The sequence below is a fragment of the Streptomyces sp. NPDC093097 genome (genome assembly GCF_044754325.1).
Classification (GTDB): Bacteria; Actinomycetota; Actinomycetes; order Streptomycetales; family Streptomycetaceae; genus Streptomyces.
Window position 1 is genome coordinate 1 of record NZ_JBIVOW010000025.1, and the last position, 16,853, is coordinate 16,853.

Annotated in this window: 13 protein-coding genes; 7 read left to right on the forward strand and 6 right to left on the reverse strand. The window is 72.4% G+C overall.

What is annotated here, in order from left to right:
- Positions 1 to 397: 397 nt before the first annotated feature.
- The 5 genes from ACIQE0_RS32215 to ACIQE0_RS32235 are packed head-to-tail and all read right to left on the reverse strand — an operon-like array spanning position 398 to position 6,230.
- Positions 398 to 1,708: a DUF58 domain-containing protein gene (locus ACIQE0_RS32215; RefSeq protein WP_402338769.1), complete on the reverse strand. Its 1,311-nt coding sequence runs from the start codon at positions 1,706 to 1,708 to the stop codon at positions 398 to 400.
- Between the two features lie 9 nt (positions 1,709 to 1,717).
- Entirely contained in the window at positions 1,718 to 2,683 is a 966-nt protein-coding gene (locus tag ACIQE0_RS32220) for an AAA family ATPase (protein ID WP_402338770.1), read from the reverse strand.
- Entirely contained in the window at positions 2,664 to 3,893 is a 1,230-nt protein-coding gene (locus ACIQE0_RS32225) for a DUF4350 domain-containing protein (protein WP_402338771.1), read from the reverse strand. Before ACIQE0_RS32225 ends, ACIQE0_RS32220 begins: the two co-directional genes overlap by 20 nt.
- Positions 3,890 to 4,582 (reverse strand): DUF4129 domain-containing protein, encoded by a 693-nt coding sequence (locus ACIQE0_RS32230; protein WP_402338772.1) that lies wholly within the window; start codon positions 4,580 to 4,582, stop codon positions 3,890 to 3,892. The genes ACIQE0_RS32225 and ACIQE0_RS32230 overlap by 4 nt, the downstream gene beginning before the upstream one ends.
- Before the next feature lie 4 nt (positions 4,583 to 4,586).
- Positions 4,587 to 6,230 (reverse strand): hypothetical protein, encoded by a 1,644-nt coding sequence (locus ACIQE0_RS32235; protein WP_402338773.1) that lies wholly within the window; start codon positions 6,228 to 6,230, stop codon positions 4,587 to 4,589.
- Between the two features lie 155 nt (positions 6,231 to 6,385).
- Here ACIQE0_RS32235 and mtnA point away from each other — a divergent pair, with 155 nt between their 5' ends.
- From mtnA to ACIQE0_RS32270, 7 genes are all read left to right on the forward strand, one after another.
- The gene (gene mtnA, locus ACIQE0_RS32240; protein ID WP_402338774.1) at positions 6,386 to 7,558 is read left to right on the forward strand and encodes an S-methyl-5-thioribose-1-phosphate isomerase; all 1,173 of its coding nucleotides are present in this window, start codon (positions 6,386 to 6,388) and stop codon (positions 7,556 to 7,558) included.
- A complete protein-coding gene (mtrA, locus tag ACIQE0_RS32245) occupies positions 7,555 to 8,232 on the forward strand; it encodes a two-component system response regulator MtrA (RefSeq protein ID WP_018542117.1) in 678 nt (225 codons plus the stop codon). The genes mtnA and mtrA overlap by 4 nt, the downstream gene beginning before the upstream one ends.
- Position 8,233: 1 nt before the next feature.
- Entirely contained in the window at positions 8,234 to 10,342 is a 2,109-nt protein-coding gene (mtrB, locus tag ACIQE0_RS32250; protein WP_402338775.1) for an MtrAB system histidine kinase MtrB, read from the forward strand.
- The gene (locus ACIQE0_RS32255) at positions 10,332 to 12,236 is read left to right on the forward strand and encodes an LpqB family beta-propeller domain-containing protein (protein ID WP_402338776.1); all 1,905 of its coding nucleotides are present in this window, start codon (positions 10,332 to 10,334) and stop codon (positions 12,234 to 12,236) included. Before mtrB ends, ACIQE0_RS32255 begins: the two co-directional genes overlap by 11 nt.
- Before the next feature lie 241 nt (positions 12,237 to 12,477).
- Entirely contained in the window at positions 12,478 to 13,179 is a 702-nt protein-coding gene (locus ACIQE0_RS32260; RefSeq protein ID WP_402338777.1) for a ComF family protein, read from the forward strand.
- A 563-nt stretch (positions 13,180 to 13,742) separates the two neighbouring features.
- Entirely contained in the window at positions 13,743 to 14,438 is a 696-nt protein-coding gene (hpf, locus tag ACIQE0_RS32265) for a ribosome hibernation-promoting factor, HPF/YfiA family (RefSeq protein ID WP_402338778.1), read from the forward strand.
- A gap of 233 nt (positions 14,439 to 14,671) precedes the next feature.
- Entirely contained in the window at positions 14,672 to 15,430 is a 759-nt protein-coding gene (locus ACIQE0_RS32270) for a response regulator transcription factor (protein WP_366332552.1), read from the forward strand.
- 46 nt (positions 15,431 to 15,476) lie between these two features.
- On the opposite strand, the gene ACIQE0_RS32275 is transcribed toward ACIQE0_RS32270, so the two are convergent.
- Positions 15,477 to 16,796, reverse strand: a complete 1,320-nt coding sequence (locus tag ACIQE0_RS32275) for a winged helix-turn-helix domain-containing protein (RefSeq protein ID WP_402338779.1) — start codon at positions 16,794 to 16,796, stop codon at positions 15,477 to 15,479.
- Positions 16,797 to 16,853 lie beyond the last annotated feature (57 nt).

Genomic DNA, 16,853 nt, shown 5'->3' on the forward strand with positions numbered 1-16,853 from the left:
AGCGCCGATGGTACTGCAGGGGGGACCCTGTGGGAGAGTAGGACGCCGCCGAACTCCTTTTGATAAAGCTCCGTTCCCCGAGATTCGTCTCGGGGGACGGAGCTTTTTTGTGTTTGTGTCTTATTGAGTCCGTGTTGAGGTGGGGCAGGGAGGAACGCGGCGATGAGGCTCGCGGATGTCTGACCCACTTCCACCCCACACGAGTTATGCGCAGCCAACAATGCCCAACGCCCGCGTCTGGGCATTCCCCCTGCATGTACCAGAGAGCCACGCAGGTCACCTCGACCGCCATGCATGGGGCGCAGTAGTCATGGGGTGGCGGGCGAAGCCTGATTGAGGAAAGGGGCGCGCCTGTATCTGGTCTGCTGTGCTCTTTCTGACCGGGGGGAGGGTGTGGTCAGAGGCGGCCGGCGGATTTCAGGGAGAGGTAGGCGTCGGCGAGGTCGGGGGCCAGGTGGGGCGGGGTGGAGTCGATGACGGTGATGCCGTGGCGGCGGAGGCGGTCGGCGGTGCGGCGGCGGGCGGCGCGGGTTTGTTCTGCGGCGGCGGCTGCGTAGACGGCCTGTGGGGTGTGGCGGCCGGCGGCCATCTCTTCGATGCGGGGATCGGCGACGGCCGCGACGATCAGTTCGTTGCGCTGGGCGAGGGTGGGGAGGACGGGGAGCAGGGCCTCTTCCATGGGGGCCGCGTCGAGGCCGGTGAAGAGGACGATGAGGGAACGGCGTGCGGCATGGCGGTGGATGGTTGCTGCCAGGCCGCGGGCGTCCGCTTCGATGAGCTCCGGTTCGAGAGGGGCGAGGGCGTCGGTGAGGGCGGGAAGCAGGTCACGTGCGGTGCGGCCCTGTACGGACGCGCGTACCCGGCGGTCGTAGGCGAGCAGGTCGACGCGGTCGCCGGCGCGCGAGGCAAGGGCGGCGAGGAGCAGGGCGGCGTCCATCGAGGCGTCGAGGCGGGGGATGTCGCCGACGCGGCCGGCCGAGGTGCGGCCGGTTTCCAGGACGAGGAGGATGCGGCGATCGCGTTCGGGGCGCCAGGTGCGGACGGCGACGTTCTTCCGGCGGGCGGTGGCGCGCCAGTCGATGGAGCGGGTGTCGTCGCCGGGGGTGTAGTCGCGGAGGCTGTCGAACTCGGTGCCCTCGCCGCGGGTCAGGATGCTGGTGCGGCCGTCGAGTTCGCGGAGCCGGGCGAGTTTGGCCGGGAGGTGCTTGCGGCTGGTGAAGGGGGGCAGGACGCGCAGGGTCCAGGGGACGTGGTGGCTTCCTTGGCGGGCGGCCAGGCCGAGGGGGCCGTAGGAGCGGACCGTGACGCGGACGGCGTGGTGGTCGCCGCGGCGGGTGGGGCGGAGCGTGGTGGTCAGGCGGCGGCGTTCGCCGCCCGGGACACGGAGGGTGTGGCGGGACGCGGGGGTGTCGTCGCCCGGGCGGAAGGAGCTGGGGGGCCAGGCGTCGCGGAGCTGGGCGCGCAGGGGGCGGCGGTCCGGGTTGGTGACAGTGAGGTGAATCTGGGCTTCCCCCGCTAGTCGAACGCTTGTGTCACCGGTTCGGGTGAAATGGAGCTTTCGCACTGGCGCGGCGAGTGCCAGATCGCACACGATTGCTATCAGCAAGGTGAGTTGGACGGTGAGGATCCCGAGCCAGCTGGGGAGGACGAAGCCCACGGCCAGGGCTCCGAGTGCGGAGATGAGAGCGGTGCGTCCGGTGAGGGCCACGGTCTCGCCTCAGCGGGGGACGGGGAGATGAGCGAGCACGGCGTTGATCACGGAGTCGGCGGTGACCCCTTCCATCTCGGCCTCGGGCCGGAGGTGGACGCGGTGCCGGAGGGTGGGGAGAGCCAGGGCTTTGACGTCGTCAGGCGTGACATAGTCGCGGCCGGTGAGCCAGGCCCAGGCGCGTGAGGTGGAGAGCAGCGCGGTGGCTCCTCGGGGGGAGACGCCGAGGGACAGCGAGGGGGATTCGCGAGTGGCACGGCAGATATCGACGATGTAGCCGGTGACTTCGGGGGAGACCGAGGTCTTGGCGACCGCGGCGCGGGCCGCTTCGAGGTCGGCGGCGGAGGCGACGGGGCGAAGCCCCGCAGCGTTCAGGTCGCGTGGGCTGAAGCCGGCCGCATGACGGGTGAGGATGTCGATCTCGTCCTGGCGGGCGGGCAGCGACACCGTGAGCTTCAGAAGGAAGCGGTCGAGCTGCGCCTCGGGCAGGGGGTAGGTGCCCTCGTACTCCATGGGGTTCTGCGTTGCGGCGACGAGGAACGGCTCGGGGAGCGGACGCGGTGTGCCGTCGACGGTCACCTGGCGCTCTTCCATCGCTTCGAGCAGGGACGCCTGGGTCTTGGGCGGCGTGCGGTTGATCTCGTCGGCGAGCAGGAGGTTGGTGAAGACCGGGCCCGGCTGGAAGGAGAACTCGGCGTTGCGGGTGTCGTAGACCAGCGAACCGGTGACGTCGCTGGGCATCAGATCGGGGGTGAACTGGACGCGCTTGGTGTCGAGTTCGAGGACGGTCGACAAGGCGCGGACGAGCAGGGTCTTGGCGACACCGGGGACGCCTTCGAGGAGTACGTGACCGCGGCAGAGCAGCGCGACGACGAGCCCGGTGACGGCGGGGTCCTGGCCAACCACGGCCTTGGCTATCTCGGTGCGCAGTTCCTCAAGTGAGGCTCGGGCGCGGTCAGCGGTCGGGGTGCTCACGGGGTGCGTGCCTCTCTTGGGAAACGATCGAGCTTTCGAGGGTGTCGAGTTGGTCGGCCAGGTGCACCAGGGCCTTGTCGTCCGCCGGAGCGGGGCCGAACAGCAGGGCCTGGAGATCGGTCGTGGCCAGGGAAGCGGCACCCAGGTGGGTGTGGACGGCCGGGAGGAGGACGTCGGGGGTGTGGGCGTGTGCGGCCGGCACGCCCAGGAGGGGCGCGAGTCGGCTGCGGGTCGCCGAGCGCAGGACGGCCGAGGCCCGGTCGCGGGCATGGGCCTGTTCGTAGAGGCGGGCGTGGCCCTCGGTGGTTTCGGCGGCCGGGACGGTGACCGGGAGCCGTTCGGGTACCAGGGGGCCGAGTCGGCGGGCGCGCCACAGGGCCGCGCACAGGGCGGCGAGGGTGAGTTGGAGGAGTGCCCAGCGCCAGCCGGAGGGGATGAGGCCGAAGAAGCCGGGCTGGTCGTCCGCGGCAGTGGAGGACGGGTCACTGACGGAGGGGAGGTACCAGATCAGATGCTTGTGCGCACCGAGGAGTTGAAGGGCCAGCGAGGCGTTGCCGTGCTCGGCGAGGTGGCGGTTGTAGAGGAAGTCGGCGGAGCCGAGGAGGATCGTGTCGCGGCCCTTGGGAGTTGCCGGGAGGCGCAGCAGGGTGGGGTAGCCGCCGGCGTCGTAGCACTGGTCGGCCGCGGAGGCGGTCGTGGCGTAGCGGATACCGCCCAGGAGGACATCGCCCGCGCGGCGGGCCGGGGGCAGCGAACAGCCGGGCAGGCGCGGTGCGTTGCCGATCTGGGGTTGGGGCTGGACGGTGGGTGCGAAGACCTGGAGAGGGGTGGCGCCGGGGGTGAGCAGGACGGTGCGGCCGGGGAGGTGGGCGGTCGCCGTGTGGAGGCCCGTCAGCTGATCGGTGGTCAGGACGTCGGGGGTGGTGACGAGGAGGGTGGTGTGCGGGCCGGCCGCGGCTGCGGCTTCCTCGGAGGTGGTCACGATGTGCGTGGTGACGCCGTGGGCGGCCAGGAGTTGGGCGAGCGCCCGGCTGCCGGTCCGGTCCGCGGAGCGGGGGTCGAGCCGGCCGTGCTGCTCGTCGGAGCGCAGCGCGGCGAGGATCAGTCCGCCGATGACGAGCAGCAGCAGCCCCAGGAGGATTCCCCGGGAGCGGGTCCACAGGCGGTGCGCGGTGCGGCTGGGGGACGCGGTGGCGGTGGCTGTGGTCATCCGCGGCTCCCGGCCGGGGCGGTGGCCAGGTGGGGCTTGGCGTGCTGGAGCTCGGTGTCGAGGTCGGCCAGGAGGGCGTACGTCCGTTCCGTACCGGGGCGGCCGCCGTATGCGACGTCGTCGAAGGCGCGGGCCGCCGTGCGCAGTTGCCCGGCGTATGCGGGGAGGACCAGGCCGGCTTCGGCGGCGGCCTCGTCGGCGGTGCGGCCGGGGCCGGGGGTGAGCAGGGCGCGCTCTTCGAGGCTCAGGACGAGGGCGCGCATCCGGTCCTGGACGGCCTCGTTCCAGCGGGCCTCGGCCGCGTGCCGGTCGGCGGCCGAGCGGTGTTCGGCGGCGGTTCGGGGCGTATCGGGGAAGAGCGCGCCGCGCGTGGTCGGCGTGCGGCGCACCGCGCCGAGCCGCAGCCGGAGCGCGACGAGCAGCAGCAGGACGAACGCGGCGAGGGCGATGAGCCCGACCCAGCCGCCCGGGGTGGCGCCGGTGGCGGTGTCGAAGAGTTCGCCGACGCGGTCCCACAGCCAATTCAGGGCGCGCTGGATCAGGTTGGGGTCGTGCTGGTGGTACCGGGGATCGGACAGCTCGCGCTCCGCCGCCTCACGGGCGGGGACGCGAGAGATCCGTACCGGTGTGTCGCCGTCAGAGAGCACGGTGAGACGTGCGAGTGCGGTGATCTTCCCCCCTGTGGTCACCGCATCAGCTTCCCGGCGTGGTGTCGGTCGGGCGCGGGCCGGGGATGTCGGTGGACGGCTCCGGGGGCGCCACGGGAGCGTCGGACGTCCCGCCGGTGGCCGGCTCGGTCGTGTGCTGCGCCGTCGCGTCCTGCGCCGTGCTCTCGCCCTCGACGGGGTGGGGCTTCGTCAGCTGAACGCTCGTCGGCTGAGCGGTCGTTGGCTGAGGGGCTGTCGGCTGCGACGGGCCGGTGGCCGACTGGGTGGAGTGGGCGTCAGCGGCCGGTGTCGTGACGAACGTTGCGCCCGGGGTGGCGTCGGGGGCGGTCCTGGGGGCCGGGGTGGCGGTGGCTTCGGGGCCGTAGCCGGGGAGGCCGGCGGCGCGGGCGAGTTCGAGGTCGAGTGCCTCGCGGCGGATGCGCTGGTCGACGTAGAGGAGCGCGGTGACCCCGGCGCTGATCGGGAGGGCGATCGTCGAGCTGATGACCGCGCCGATGCCCATCGTGATCAGGAACGGCCAGCCGGTGGAGTCGCTGGTGCCGTTCGCCCAGTCCATGAGGCTCTGGCCGCCTATCAGGAAGGCGATGAGGGTGGCCGGGATCTGGATGATGAACTCGACGATGACGATCAGCAGGTAGGCCAGGAGCTGGATGCCCAGCACCCGCCACCAGGCGTCCCGGACGAGCTTGGCCGAGCGGCGCATGGAGGCGATGACGCCCTGCTTCTCCAGCATCAGTGCCGGGGAGGCGAGGCTGTAGCGGACCCACAGCCAGATGCTCACGCAGGCGGCGGCCAGCATGCCGAGCAGGGTGATGAGCAGGCCGATGCCGATCGGGCCGCTGGCGGTGACGATGAGGCCCGGGGCCAGACCGATCGCGAACACGACGGTGACGAGCAGGGGAAGCAGGACGAGCAGGCCGAGCAGCCGCGGGAGCTGGGAACGGGCGTCGCGCCACGTCTCTCCCGCGGACACCGGGCGGCCCAGCACCGCCCGGCTGACGAGCATGGTCAGCATGCCGGTGGCGATGATCGTGGCGAGCAGCCCGATGACCGTGGTGATGACGGAGCCGGTGAGGGAGTCGCCCAGATCGCTCACGAGCTGGCGCAGCGGCGGTGCGGAGCCGTCGTCGAGGCTCGTGCGGGTGGTGGGACCGGGGAACCACAGCCCGGTGACGAGCGTGATGGCGGTCTGCGAGACGACCGCGACGATCAGCGAGATGCCGAGCACGGTGCGCCAATGGGCGCGCATGGTGGCCACCGCGCCGTCGAGGATCTCGCCGACGCCCAGCGGGCGCAGCGGGATGACACCGGGCTTGGCGGCGGGCGGCATCGCTGCCCAGCCTCCGTTCCAGCCGGGACCGCCGCCCCAGGAGCCCTGCGTGCCGGGGCCCGGCGGGGTGGTCCAGCCGCCGCGGGCCTGGCCGGACGAGGCGCGAGTGCGGTCGCCGGTGCCCTGGCCGCTCCGGCCGCCCTGGCCGGGGATGCCGGCTGGGGCCGTCCACTGGCCCGGGGGCGGCTGGTTGTTGGACCAGTTCGGCGGGGCCGTCTGGTTGGACGGGCCGGGGCGGTCCTCCGCAGCGGGCGGTTGGGCGGGCTGCTCCGGGGTGCCGCGGTCCGGCTGCTCGGAGGGGGAGGATCCGGGCGAGGCCCAGCCCGGAGAGTTGTTCATCGTCGCTCCTTCGTGCTGCCCGTCCGCCGAGGCGGCGGCCGGGGTCCGGGGTCCGCGGTGTCAGTCATCGTGTCATGGTCGGTGGTGCTCTGTACCCGTGCCCTTCAAGGAGGGCGACCTTCTGCTCGGTGGGCGGCCGACGGCAGACTGGGGGAATGGCTGATCGGCACGAAGAACCGGAGGCGGGCGCCGAGCCGCTCGCGATCCCGTCGTTGCGCTGGGAAGAACTGCCCGAGGGCCCGGCCGTGGTCCTCCTCGACCAGACCCGGCTGCCGGCGGAGGAGGTCGAACTGGTCTGCGCGGACGTACCGGCGCTGGTGCGGGCGATCCAGACGCTGGCCGTGCGCGGGGCGCCGCTGCTGGGCATCGCGGGTGCGTACGGCGTTGCGCTGGCCGCGGTGCGGGGGGCCGACGTCGAGGAGGCCGCGGAGGCGCTGGCGCACGCCCGGCCGACCGCGGTCAACCTCGGCTACGGCGTGCGGCGTACGGCCGCGGCGTACCGCCGGTCGGCGGCCGGCGGCGCCGCTCCGCAGGACGCCGCGGGGGCCGCGCTGGCCGAGGCGCGGGCCGTCCACACGGAGGATGCGGCGGCCAGTACGCGCATGGCGGAGCACGGGCTGGCGCTGCTCGGCGAGCTGCTGCCGGGCGGCGGGCACCGGATCCTCACGCACTGCAATACGGGCGCCCTGGTCTCCGGGGGAGAGGGGACCGCCCTGGCCGTTGCGCTCGCGGCGCACCGGGCGGGTGAGCTGCGGCGGTTGTGGGTGGACGAGACCCGGCCGCTGCTGCAGGGGGCGCGGCTGACCGCTTATGAGGCGGCGCGCGCCGGGATCGCGTACACGGTGCTGGCGGACGGGGCCGCGGGGTCGCTGTTCGCCGCCGGTGAGGTGGACGCGGTGCTCATCGGGGCCGACCGGATCGCGGCGGACGGCGCGGTGGCCAACAAGGTCGGGAGCTACCCCCTGGCGGTGCTCGCGCGCCACCATGGTGTTCCGTTCGTGGTGGTGGCACCGACCAGCACGGTGGACCTGGAGACGAAGGAGGGGGCTGCCATCGAGGTGGAGCAGCGAGCAGGCCGTGAGGTGACGGAGTTCTCCCTGCCGTACCTGCGGGGTACGGGAGCGGAGGCCGGCGGCGGGATTCCGGTGGCGCCGCAGGGCGCGCCGGCCTACAACCCGGCCTTCGACGTCACGCCGGCGGAGCTGGTGACGGCGATCGTCACGGAGGCCGGGGTGGTGTCGCCGGTGACCCGGGAGCGGTTGGCGGACGTGTGTTCCGCCTCACGATGGAGAGAGTCACGATCAGGTAATGGGATGATGGCCGAATGAAGGGACGCGTCCTGGTCGTCGACGACGACACCGCACTGGCAGAGATGCTCGGCATCGTGCTGCGCGGCGAGGGCTTTGAACCGTCGTTCGTGTCGGACGGCGACAAGGCGCTCGCTGCGTTCCGCGAGACCAAGCCCGATCTTGTGCTGCTCGACCTGATGCTGCCCGGACGGGACGGCATCGAGGTGTGCCGGCTGATCCGGGCCGAGTCGGGCGTACCGATCGTCATGCTGACCGCCAAGAGCGACACGGTGGACGTGGTCGTCGGCCTCGAATCCGGTGCGGACGACTATGTCGTCAAGCCGTTCAAGCCCAAGGAGCTGGTGGCCCGGATCCGGGCGCGGCTGCGGCGCTCGGAGGAGCCGGCGCCCGAGCAGCTGGCCATCGGGGACCTGGTCATCGACGTGGCGGGGCACTCCGTGAAGCGGGACGGGCAGTCGATCGCGCTGACCCCGCTGGAGTTCGATCTGCTGGTGGCGCTGGCGCGCAAGCCGTGGCAGGTGTTCACGCGCGAGGTGCTGCTGGAGCAGGTCTGGGGCTACCGCCACGCCGCGGACACCCGGCTCGTCAACGTCCATGTGCAGCGGCTGCGTTCCAAGGTCGAGCGGGATCCGGAGCGGCCGGAGATCGTGGTGACCGTGCGCGGCGTCGGCTACAAGGCCGGGCCCAGCTGAGATGACCCGGGACGGTGCGGCCCCCGAGGGACAACGGGGTCGCACCGTCGGTCCTGCGGGTGATATGTCCTTTTCGGATCGGTTGGCGGCGCGGTTGCTGCGCGGCGGGCAACTGCTGCCCGACGGTGCGGTGAGCGGGCCGGTCCATCCCCTGCTGCGGCTCTTCAGCCGGTGGGTGCGGCGGCCGCTGCTGCCCGCGCTGCGGCTGTGGCGGCGCAATATCCAACTGCGGGTGGTCGCCACCACGTTGCTGATGTCGCTGGCCGTGGTCCTGCTGCTCGGCGTCGTGGTCGTCGGCCAGGTCCGCAACGGGCTGCTCACCGCCAAGGCGCAGGCCGCCCAGAGCCAGGCCGTCGGCGGCTTCGAGGTCGCCCGCAAGCTGGCCGACGGCGGCGACGACAACCGCACCGACGACAGCAACCGCACCACCAGCCGCGGCACCCAGGACTCCGCGACCTGGCTGACCAGCCTCGTCGAGCAGCTCGCCAGCGGCGGACAGGGCGTGTTCTCGGTCGTCGCCCTCAGCTCCGACTCCGACGAGCCGTTCGGCGACGCCACGCCCGGCACCCGCGGACCGCGCGCCTCCGGTGACGTCGACCCCGAGCGCAGCGTCCCCCTCGATCTGCGGCGGAAGCTGGACAGCAAGCCCGGGACGTTCCGCCGGTACACCCAGATCAAGCGCATCGGGTCCGACGACGGCATGCCGGCGCTGATCATCGGCAAGCGGCTCAACGACATCAACGGCAACCAGTACCAGCTCTACTACCTCTTCCCGTTCAGTCAGGAAGCGGAGTCCCTCAAGCTCGTCACGGGGACGCTGGCGACCGCCGGGGTCTTCGTCGTGATCCTGCTCGGTGCCATCGCCTGGCTGGTGGTGCGTCAGGTCGTCACCCCCGTGCGGATGGCCGCGGGGATCTCCGAGCGGCTGGCCGCCGGCCTCCTCCAGGAACGGATGAAGGTCACCGGCGAGGACGACATCGCCCGGCTCGGCGAGTCCTTCAACAAGATGGCGCAGAACCTCCAGCTCAAGATCCAGCAGTTGGAGGAACTGTCCCGGATGCAGCGGCGGTTCGTCTCCGACGTCTCGCACGAACTGCGCACCCCGCTCACGACCGTACGGATGGCCGCCGACGTCATCCACGAGGTGCGGGACGAGTTCGATCCGGCCACCGCGCGCTCGGCGGAGCTGCTGCGCGGCCAGCTCGACCGCTTCGAGTCGCTGCTCGCCGAACTGTTGGAGATCAGCCGGTTCGACGCGGGCGCGGCGGCCCTGGAGGCCGAACCGGTCGACCTGCGCGACGTGGTCGGCCGCGTCATCGAGGGCGCCGAACCCCTCGCCGAACGCAAGGGCGGCCGCATCGTCGTGCGCGGCGCCGAGCACCCCGTCATGGTTGAGGCCGACCCGCGGCGGGTCGAGCGGATCCTGCGCAACCTCGTCGTCAACGCCGTCGAGCACGGCGAGGGCCGCGACGTCGTGGTCCGGCTCGCGTCCGCGGGCGGCCGCAGCGACGGCGCGGTGGCCGTCGCGGTCCGGGACTACGGCGTCGGCCTCAAGCCCGGCGAGGCGACCAGGGTCTTCAACCGCTTCTGGCGCGCGGATCCGGCGCGGGCCCGTACCACCGGCGGCACCGGGCTCGGCCTCTCCATCGCCATCGAGGACGCCCGGCTGCACGGCGGCTGGCTCCAGGCGTGGGGCGAGCCGGGCGGCGGCTCCCAGTTCCGGCTGACGCTGCCCTGCACGGCCGGCGAGACGCTGCGCGGCTCCCCGATACCCCTGGAGCCGGAGGACTCACGGCGCAACCGCGGCCTGGACGAGGACGGGCGGCCCCGGGCGGGCCGCACGCCCACCACCGTCCCGCCGCAGCCGCGTACCGGTGAACAGCGCGCCCTGACCCGGCCCGCACCGGCCCGGGCGGCCCTGCCTCCCGGCCGCTCCCGCGCGCTGCTCCCGCAACGGTCCGTACCGAAGACCGAGGGCGCACGCGCCGACGACGGGACACCTGACGAGGTGTCGGGCGACGGCATACCGGACGAGGGCGTGCCGGGCGGCCGCCCGGGACGGGAGACCGAAGGCGGCGTGGAGCGGGAAGGCGGGCGGCGTGGGCGCTGAGCACGGAGAGATGCGCGCGGCGCACACCGCACCGTTGCGCCGGCTGATGCCGCAGGGCGCCGGGGGCGCACGCACGGGGCGGGCGGGGCGCCAGGCCGTCCTGCTGGGCTGCGCGGGGGCGCTGCTGGCCGGCTGCGCCTCGATGCCGGACGGCGGCGACGTCATGGCGGTCGACCAGTCCCCGCGTGCCGACGGGGACTCGCAGGTGCGGGTCTACGGCGTCCCCCCGTCGGTCGGCGCCCAGCCCACCAACATCGTGCGCAGCTTCCTCGACGCGACCACCAGCGACGAGGCGGACTTCCGCACGGCCAGGATGTACCTGGCCAAGTCGGCGAAGCAGACCTGGCGCCCGTTCGTGGTCACCAACGTGCTCCAGGAGCGGCCCAAGTCCGAGCCGGAGACCCAGTCCAGCCGCGAGGACGCCAACGGCTACACCGTCGCGCTCTCCGGCAGCCAGGTCGCGACGGTGGACGCCAACCACGCCTACACCCCGGAGGAGAAGCCGTACCGCGAGACGATCCACCTCATCAAGGAGGGGGACCAGTGGCGCATCGACCGGCTGCCCGACGGACTGGTGCTGGGCCAGCCCGACTTCCAGCGCATCTACCGCTCCGTCAACAAGTACTACTTCGCGTCCTACAAGTCCGAGTCCGACGACCCCAAGGCGGGCAAGAACGTCCTCGTCGCCGACCCGGTCTACCTGCGGCAGCGGATAAAACCGATCACCTCCAGCGTGGAGGCGCTGCTCACCGGGCCCACCGACTGGCTGAACCGGGTGACGAGTTCGGCGTTCCCGCCCGGCACCCGGCTGGCCTCCCGTGACCTGTCGCTGGACGACAGCAACGGCCTCCGGGTCAAGCTCAGCAAGCAGGCGGTGAACACCGACACCGCCCAGTGCAAGCGGATGGCGGCTCAACTCTTCTTCACCGTCCAGGACATGACGCGGGCTTCGAAGATCAGCGAGGTGGAGCTCCAGGACCCCAGCGGCAACTCGCTGTGCGCGCTGACCCAGGATCAGGCCGACCGGGACTTCGCCGCGCCGGGCCACAACGGGCGCTCCGGCAGGGAGTACTTCATCGACGCCCAGCACCGCGTCGTGGCGATGCCGGACGCGGCCACCGAACCGATGCCGGTGCACGGCCCGTTCGGCACCGGCAAGACCCCGCTGCGCTCGGTCGCCATCTCGCGCAAGGAGACCACGGCGGCGGGCGTGTCGGCCGACGGCCGGTATCTGTACGTGGCCGGGCTGGAGGACGGCGCCGAACGCGGAGCGCCGCTGCTGACCAGCACCGGCGCGGGCAAGAGCGCCGACGAGGGGCTGACCGCGCCGAGTTGGGACGGGCTGGGCGATCTGTGGATCGCCGACCGCGACGCGCACGGTTCGCGGCTGCTGCGGATGCGCGAGGGGAAGGGCGACGCGGAGCAGGTCGCGGTGCCCGGCCTCGGCGGGCGGCGGATCAAGGCGATCAAGGTGGCCGCGGACGGCATAAGGATCGCGATCCTGGTGGAGGACAAGGGCCGTACGACGCTCCAGCTCGGCCGCGTCGAACGGGACGGCACCTCCCTGCATCCGACGCTGTCGGTGCAGGAACTGCGGCCGATCGCGCCGCAGTTGGAGGACGTGGTGGCGGCCTCCTGGGCGGGCGGCAGCCGGCTGGTGGTCGTCGGCCGGGAGGCCGGCGGGGTGCAGCAGATGCAGTTCATGGAGACCGACGGCTCGGCGTCCGACGCGCAGACGCTGCCCGGCGTCAACGGCGTCAAGGCGGTGGCGGCCTCGGAGGACGAGACCCGCCCGCTGATCGCGGACGCCACGGAGGGCATCGTGCGGCTCCCTCCGGACGCCAACTGGAAGACGGTGGCCAAGGACGGGACGGCGCCGGTCTATCCCGGGTGAGGGCCCGGGACGCCGTCCCGGGCCGTTCCGGCCGTGCCTGCCGCGGGTCGGCTCCGCCCGCGCCGGGCGTAGGGGCTCGGCTCGGGTGGACCTGATGCCGGGCCCGCGCGGTTGGGGCGCCCGCCGCGTCCGGGGCCCCGTGCCGGGGCCGCTCAGCGTGGCATCTGTGCTGGTCGCCGCCTCGTCCGCGGAGTTATCCACAGGGGTGGCGGCCCGGCGCGCGGAACGCGACAGTGGAGTCATGCGGGGGATGTGGCGAGAGCTGGCGGGCCTGGTGCTGCCGGTGGACTGTGCGGGGTGTGGCCAGCCGCGTACGGAGCTGTGTGCGGCGTGCCGCCGGGCGCTGTGGCGCGGCGGGCGCGGCGCCGGGCGGGTGCGGCCGTGGCCGGTGCCCGCGGGGCTGCCGCGGGTGTGGGCCGGTGCGCCGTACGCCGACGCGGTGCGGGCCGTGCTTCTGGCGCACAAGGAACGCGGCGCGCTGCGGCTGGCCGTGCCGCTGGGGGCCGTGCTGGCGGGAGCGGTGCGGGGGGTGGGGGGAGGGGGCGGCCCCCTCCTCCTGGTGCCGGTGCCCTCGACCCGGAAGGCCGTGGCCGGACGCGGTCACGACCCCGTGCGCAGGATCGCGTGGGCGGCCGCCGCCGAGCTGCGGCGGGCGGGCGGCGGTGTGCGGGTGCTGACGGTGTTGCGGCAGCGCCGTGCGGTAGCCGACCAAGCGGGGCTGGCTGCCCGGCAGCGGCTGTTGAACGTCGCGGGTGCACTGGAGGTGCCGGGAGCGGCCCAGAGGCTGCTGACGGGCGTGCCGGTGGTGCTGGTGGACGATCTGGTGACGACGGGGGCCACGCTCGCCGAGGCGGCGCGGGCGGTCAGGGTGTCCGGGGGCCGGGTGGTGGGGGCCGCCGTGGTGGCCGCACCCCGCAGTTCTTTCCTTTTCAAGGGAAGCTGAGAAGGCCGTCCCCGGCGGGGGGCGAAGAGGCTGTCCCCTACGAACCCCGAATACGAACCCCGAAGCGACCGCCGCGGCTTGCCGGGAGTCGGGTCGACGCGCGCACTCCGGCAGAACGCCTCACGGGGGCAGGCTCCTGCCGGCGAGCGTGGACGTTCCCATGGCGCTGTCCGGCCGGCCTGCCGTGGTGCCGTACCGCCTGTCCGGGCGTCGGCGCCTCCCTGCCGCGGGGAACAAGGGGAACTGCGCAAGGCCGCCTGTCGTTGCTGGTAGTGAGCGGCGATTTTCACCCAAACGGAGCTGGTCGCGGCGAGGGGGTGCCGACACCCGTCCAGTAGAGCTATGTTCGGTTGTGAGGACTTGGCAGACGCTTTGCCTCGGATGTCGTGATGCATGCTTTTCGGGGTTTTCCGTCGACCCTGAAATCGTGGGAGTGGAGACCTTGTCCCCGGGGGAGGAGGAGGTGAAAGTCGCCAGTCCGAGGCTCCGGCACTCACCGGGGCCTGGTGCAAGAAGGAGCTGCTCCGCTTGCTGAGCGGGGCGATCCGGGAACGGAGTTCTGCGTGGACATCGTCGTCAAGGGCCGCAAGACCGAGGTGCCCGAGCGGTTCCGCAAGCACGTGGCCGAGAAGCTGAAGCTGGACAAAGTCCAGAAGCTCGATGGCAAGGCAATCAGCCTGGACGTCGAGGTGTCCAAGGAGCCCAACCCGCGGCAGGCCGACCGTTCCGACCGAGTGGAGATCACCCTCCGCTCCCGTGGCCCGGTGGTCCGGGCCGAGGCGGCCGCAGCCGACCCGTACGCCGCACTGGACCTGGCCACGGCCAAGTTGGAGGCGCGCCTGCGGAAACAGAACGACAAGCGTCACTCGCGCCGTGGCAATGGACGCATCCCGGCGAGCGAGGTCGCGATCACCGTCCCCGATGCGGCACGGCTGAACGGCCATGGCCTGACGGCCGCGGAGGAAGCCGCGGAGCGGGAAAAGGTGCCGACCACCCGGATGGGGTCGCTGGAGATCCAGGGCGAAGGGCCCGTGGTCGTCCGGGAGAAGACCCACTCCGCCGCGCCGATGGCGCTCGACCAGGCGCTCTACGAGATGGAGTTGGTCGGTCACGACTTCTATCTCTTCGTCGACGCCGAGAGCAAGCAGCCGAGTGTCGTCTACCGGCGGCACGCCTATGACTACGGCGTCATCCACTTGAATTCCGATGCGTTCGGAGAGGAATCGCCCGGCGGCGCAGGCGGCGCACTGGGCGGCTGACCCCCACCCGTGAGGTGCCCCCGGCGTACGCCCGGGGGCACCATCGTGCCTGCGGAGGGCTGGAGTTGAAGCCGTATAGTGTTTGTGCCAGCCGGGGAGTATGTGGGCACGAAAAGGCGACATGCCGGGGAGACGGTCGTATGGCATTGATCGGGCCGGCCGAAAAGGGCTGTTGTCAACCAGCCTTATATCCAAGCTCTGGCCTTCGGCCGAGTAGTTGACGGGGAGGAACCATGGGGGAGAGTTTCGGGCCCGCGCGGGGTGACGCCGACGGTGATGTCTGCGGTGTGGGGGCCGATGACGGGGACACGGCCGCGCGGGTGCCGCGCAAGGAGCCGATCCGCGTCCTCGTCGTGGACGACCATGCGCTCTTCCGCCGCGGCCTGGAGATCGTGCTGGCGCAGGAGGAGGACATCCAGGTCGTCGGCGAGGCGGGCGATGGTGCGGAGGCGGTCGACAAGGCCGCCGACCTGCTCCCCGACATCGTGCTGATGGATGTGCGGATGCCCCGGCGCGGCGGGATCGAGGCATGTACCTCCATCAAGGAGGTGGCACCCAGCGCGAAGATCATCATGCTGACGATCAGCGACGAGGAGGCCGACCTCTACGACGCGATCAAGGCCGGCGCCACCGGCTACCTCCTCAAGGAGATCTCCACCGACGAGGTGGCCACCGCGATCCGGGCCGTCGCGGACGGGCAGTCGCAGATCAGCCCGTCGATGGCGTCCAAGCTCCTGACGGAGTTCAAGTCGATGATCCAGCGCACCGACGAGCGCCGTCTGGTGCCGGCGCCCCGGCTCACCGACCGTGAGCTGGAGGTCCTCAAACTCGTTGCCACGGGCATGAACAACCGCGATATCGCCAAGGAGTTGTTCATCTCCGAGAACACCGTCAAGAACCACGTGCGCAACATCCTGGAGAAGCTCCAGCTGCATTCCCGGATGGAAGCCGTGGTCTATGCGATGCGGGAGAAGATCCTCGAAATCCGGTGAGCCCGGGGGCGAAGGCCCCGGACCCACCGGTGTCGGGCCGTGCGGATCAGTCCGCGGTGCCCTGCCGGGCGCTCTCCGCCGTGCCGGTGTCCGGCTCGTCGGTGCGGGTGAGCTCGGTCTGCAGGGCGGCGGCCAGCCGCGGGTCGTCGCAGCGCTCGACGCGGACGCTGTCGCAGCCCACCCACGTCGCGGCCTCGCGCAGGGCCTGGGCCATGGGGCCAACGGCCTTGGGCCCGTGGAGGGAGAGCTGGCGAGCGACCAGGGTGGCGCCCTCGCGGGCCGGATCGACGCGGCCCATCAGCTTGCCGCCGGCCAGCAGGGGCATCGCGAAGTAGCCGTGTATCCGCCGGGACTTGGGGACGTACGCCTCCAGGCGGTGGGTGAAGTCGAAGATCCGCTCGGTCCGCGGGCGGTCCCAGATGAGGGAGTCGAACGGGGAGAGCAGGGTCGTGCGGTGCCGTCCGCGGGGCGGGGCGGCGAGCGCCTCGGGGTCCGCCCAGGCCGGCTTGGACCAGCCCTCGACCGCCACCGGAACCAGCCCGGTGCCCTCGATGACCGCGTCCACCTGCTCGCCCTTGAGACGGTGGTAGTCGGCCAGGTCCGCACGGGTGGCCACGCCCATCGCGGCGCCCGCTTGGGCGACCAGGCGTCGTATGCACTCGGTGTCGTCGAGGTCGTCGTGCAGCAGCGGTGCGGGGACGGCGCGCTCGGCGAGGTCGTAGACCCGCTTCCAGCCGCGGCGCTCGGTGCAGACCACCTCGCCGGTGTCCAGCAGCCACTCCACGGCGATCTTGGTCTCGGACCAGTCCCACCACTCGCCGCCGTTCCGTCCGCCGCCCAGCTGGGAGGTGGTGAGCGGGCCGTCGGCCTTGAGGCGGTCCAGGACGGCGGCGCAGGAGCGCGCGGAGTCCTTCATGACATGCCAGCGGTGGCCCTTGGCCCGTCGGGCGCGGCGGCGGAAGGCGAAGTGCGGCCATTCCTCGATGGGCAGGATGCAGGCCGCGTGCGACCAGTACTCGAAGCTGTGCGGGCGGGCCGGGGAGCCGTCGGCGGGGCTTGCCGACCAGTAGGCGGACTCGACGGCCGCGCGGCCGACCGCGCCGAGGCGGGCGTAGGGGACCAGCTCGTGGGAGCGGGCGAGCACCGAGATGGTGTCGAGCTGCACCGCGCCCAGGCCGCGCAGCATCCCGCGGACGCCGTCCGGTCGCCCGCTGCCCCGAGCGGAGGCGCTTCGCGCCGCTGTGGCGCCGCGGCGGCCCGGGGCGCCGAGCAGGCCCTGGGCGCGCAGCGCCATCCGCCGGGCCTCGTCGGCGGAGAGCGTGGTCACAGATGGTGGCGAGGGCTGTCGCTGCGTCACTGTGGTCATGGCGCACAGCGTAGGTGCGGGCACTGACAACGCCCGGAAATCACGATGTCCACGCAG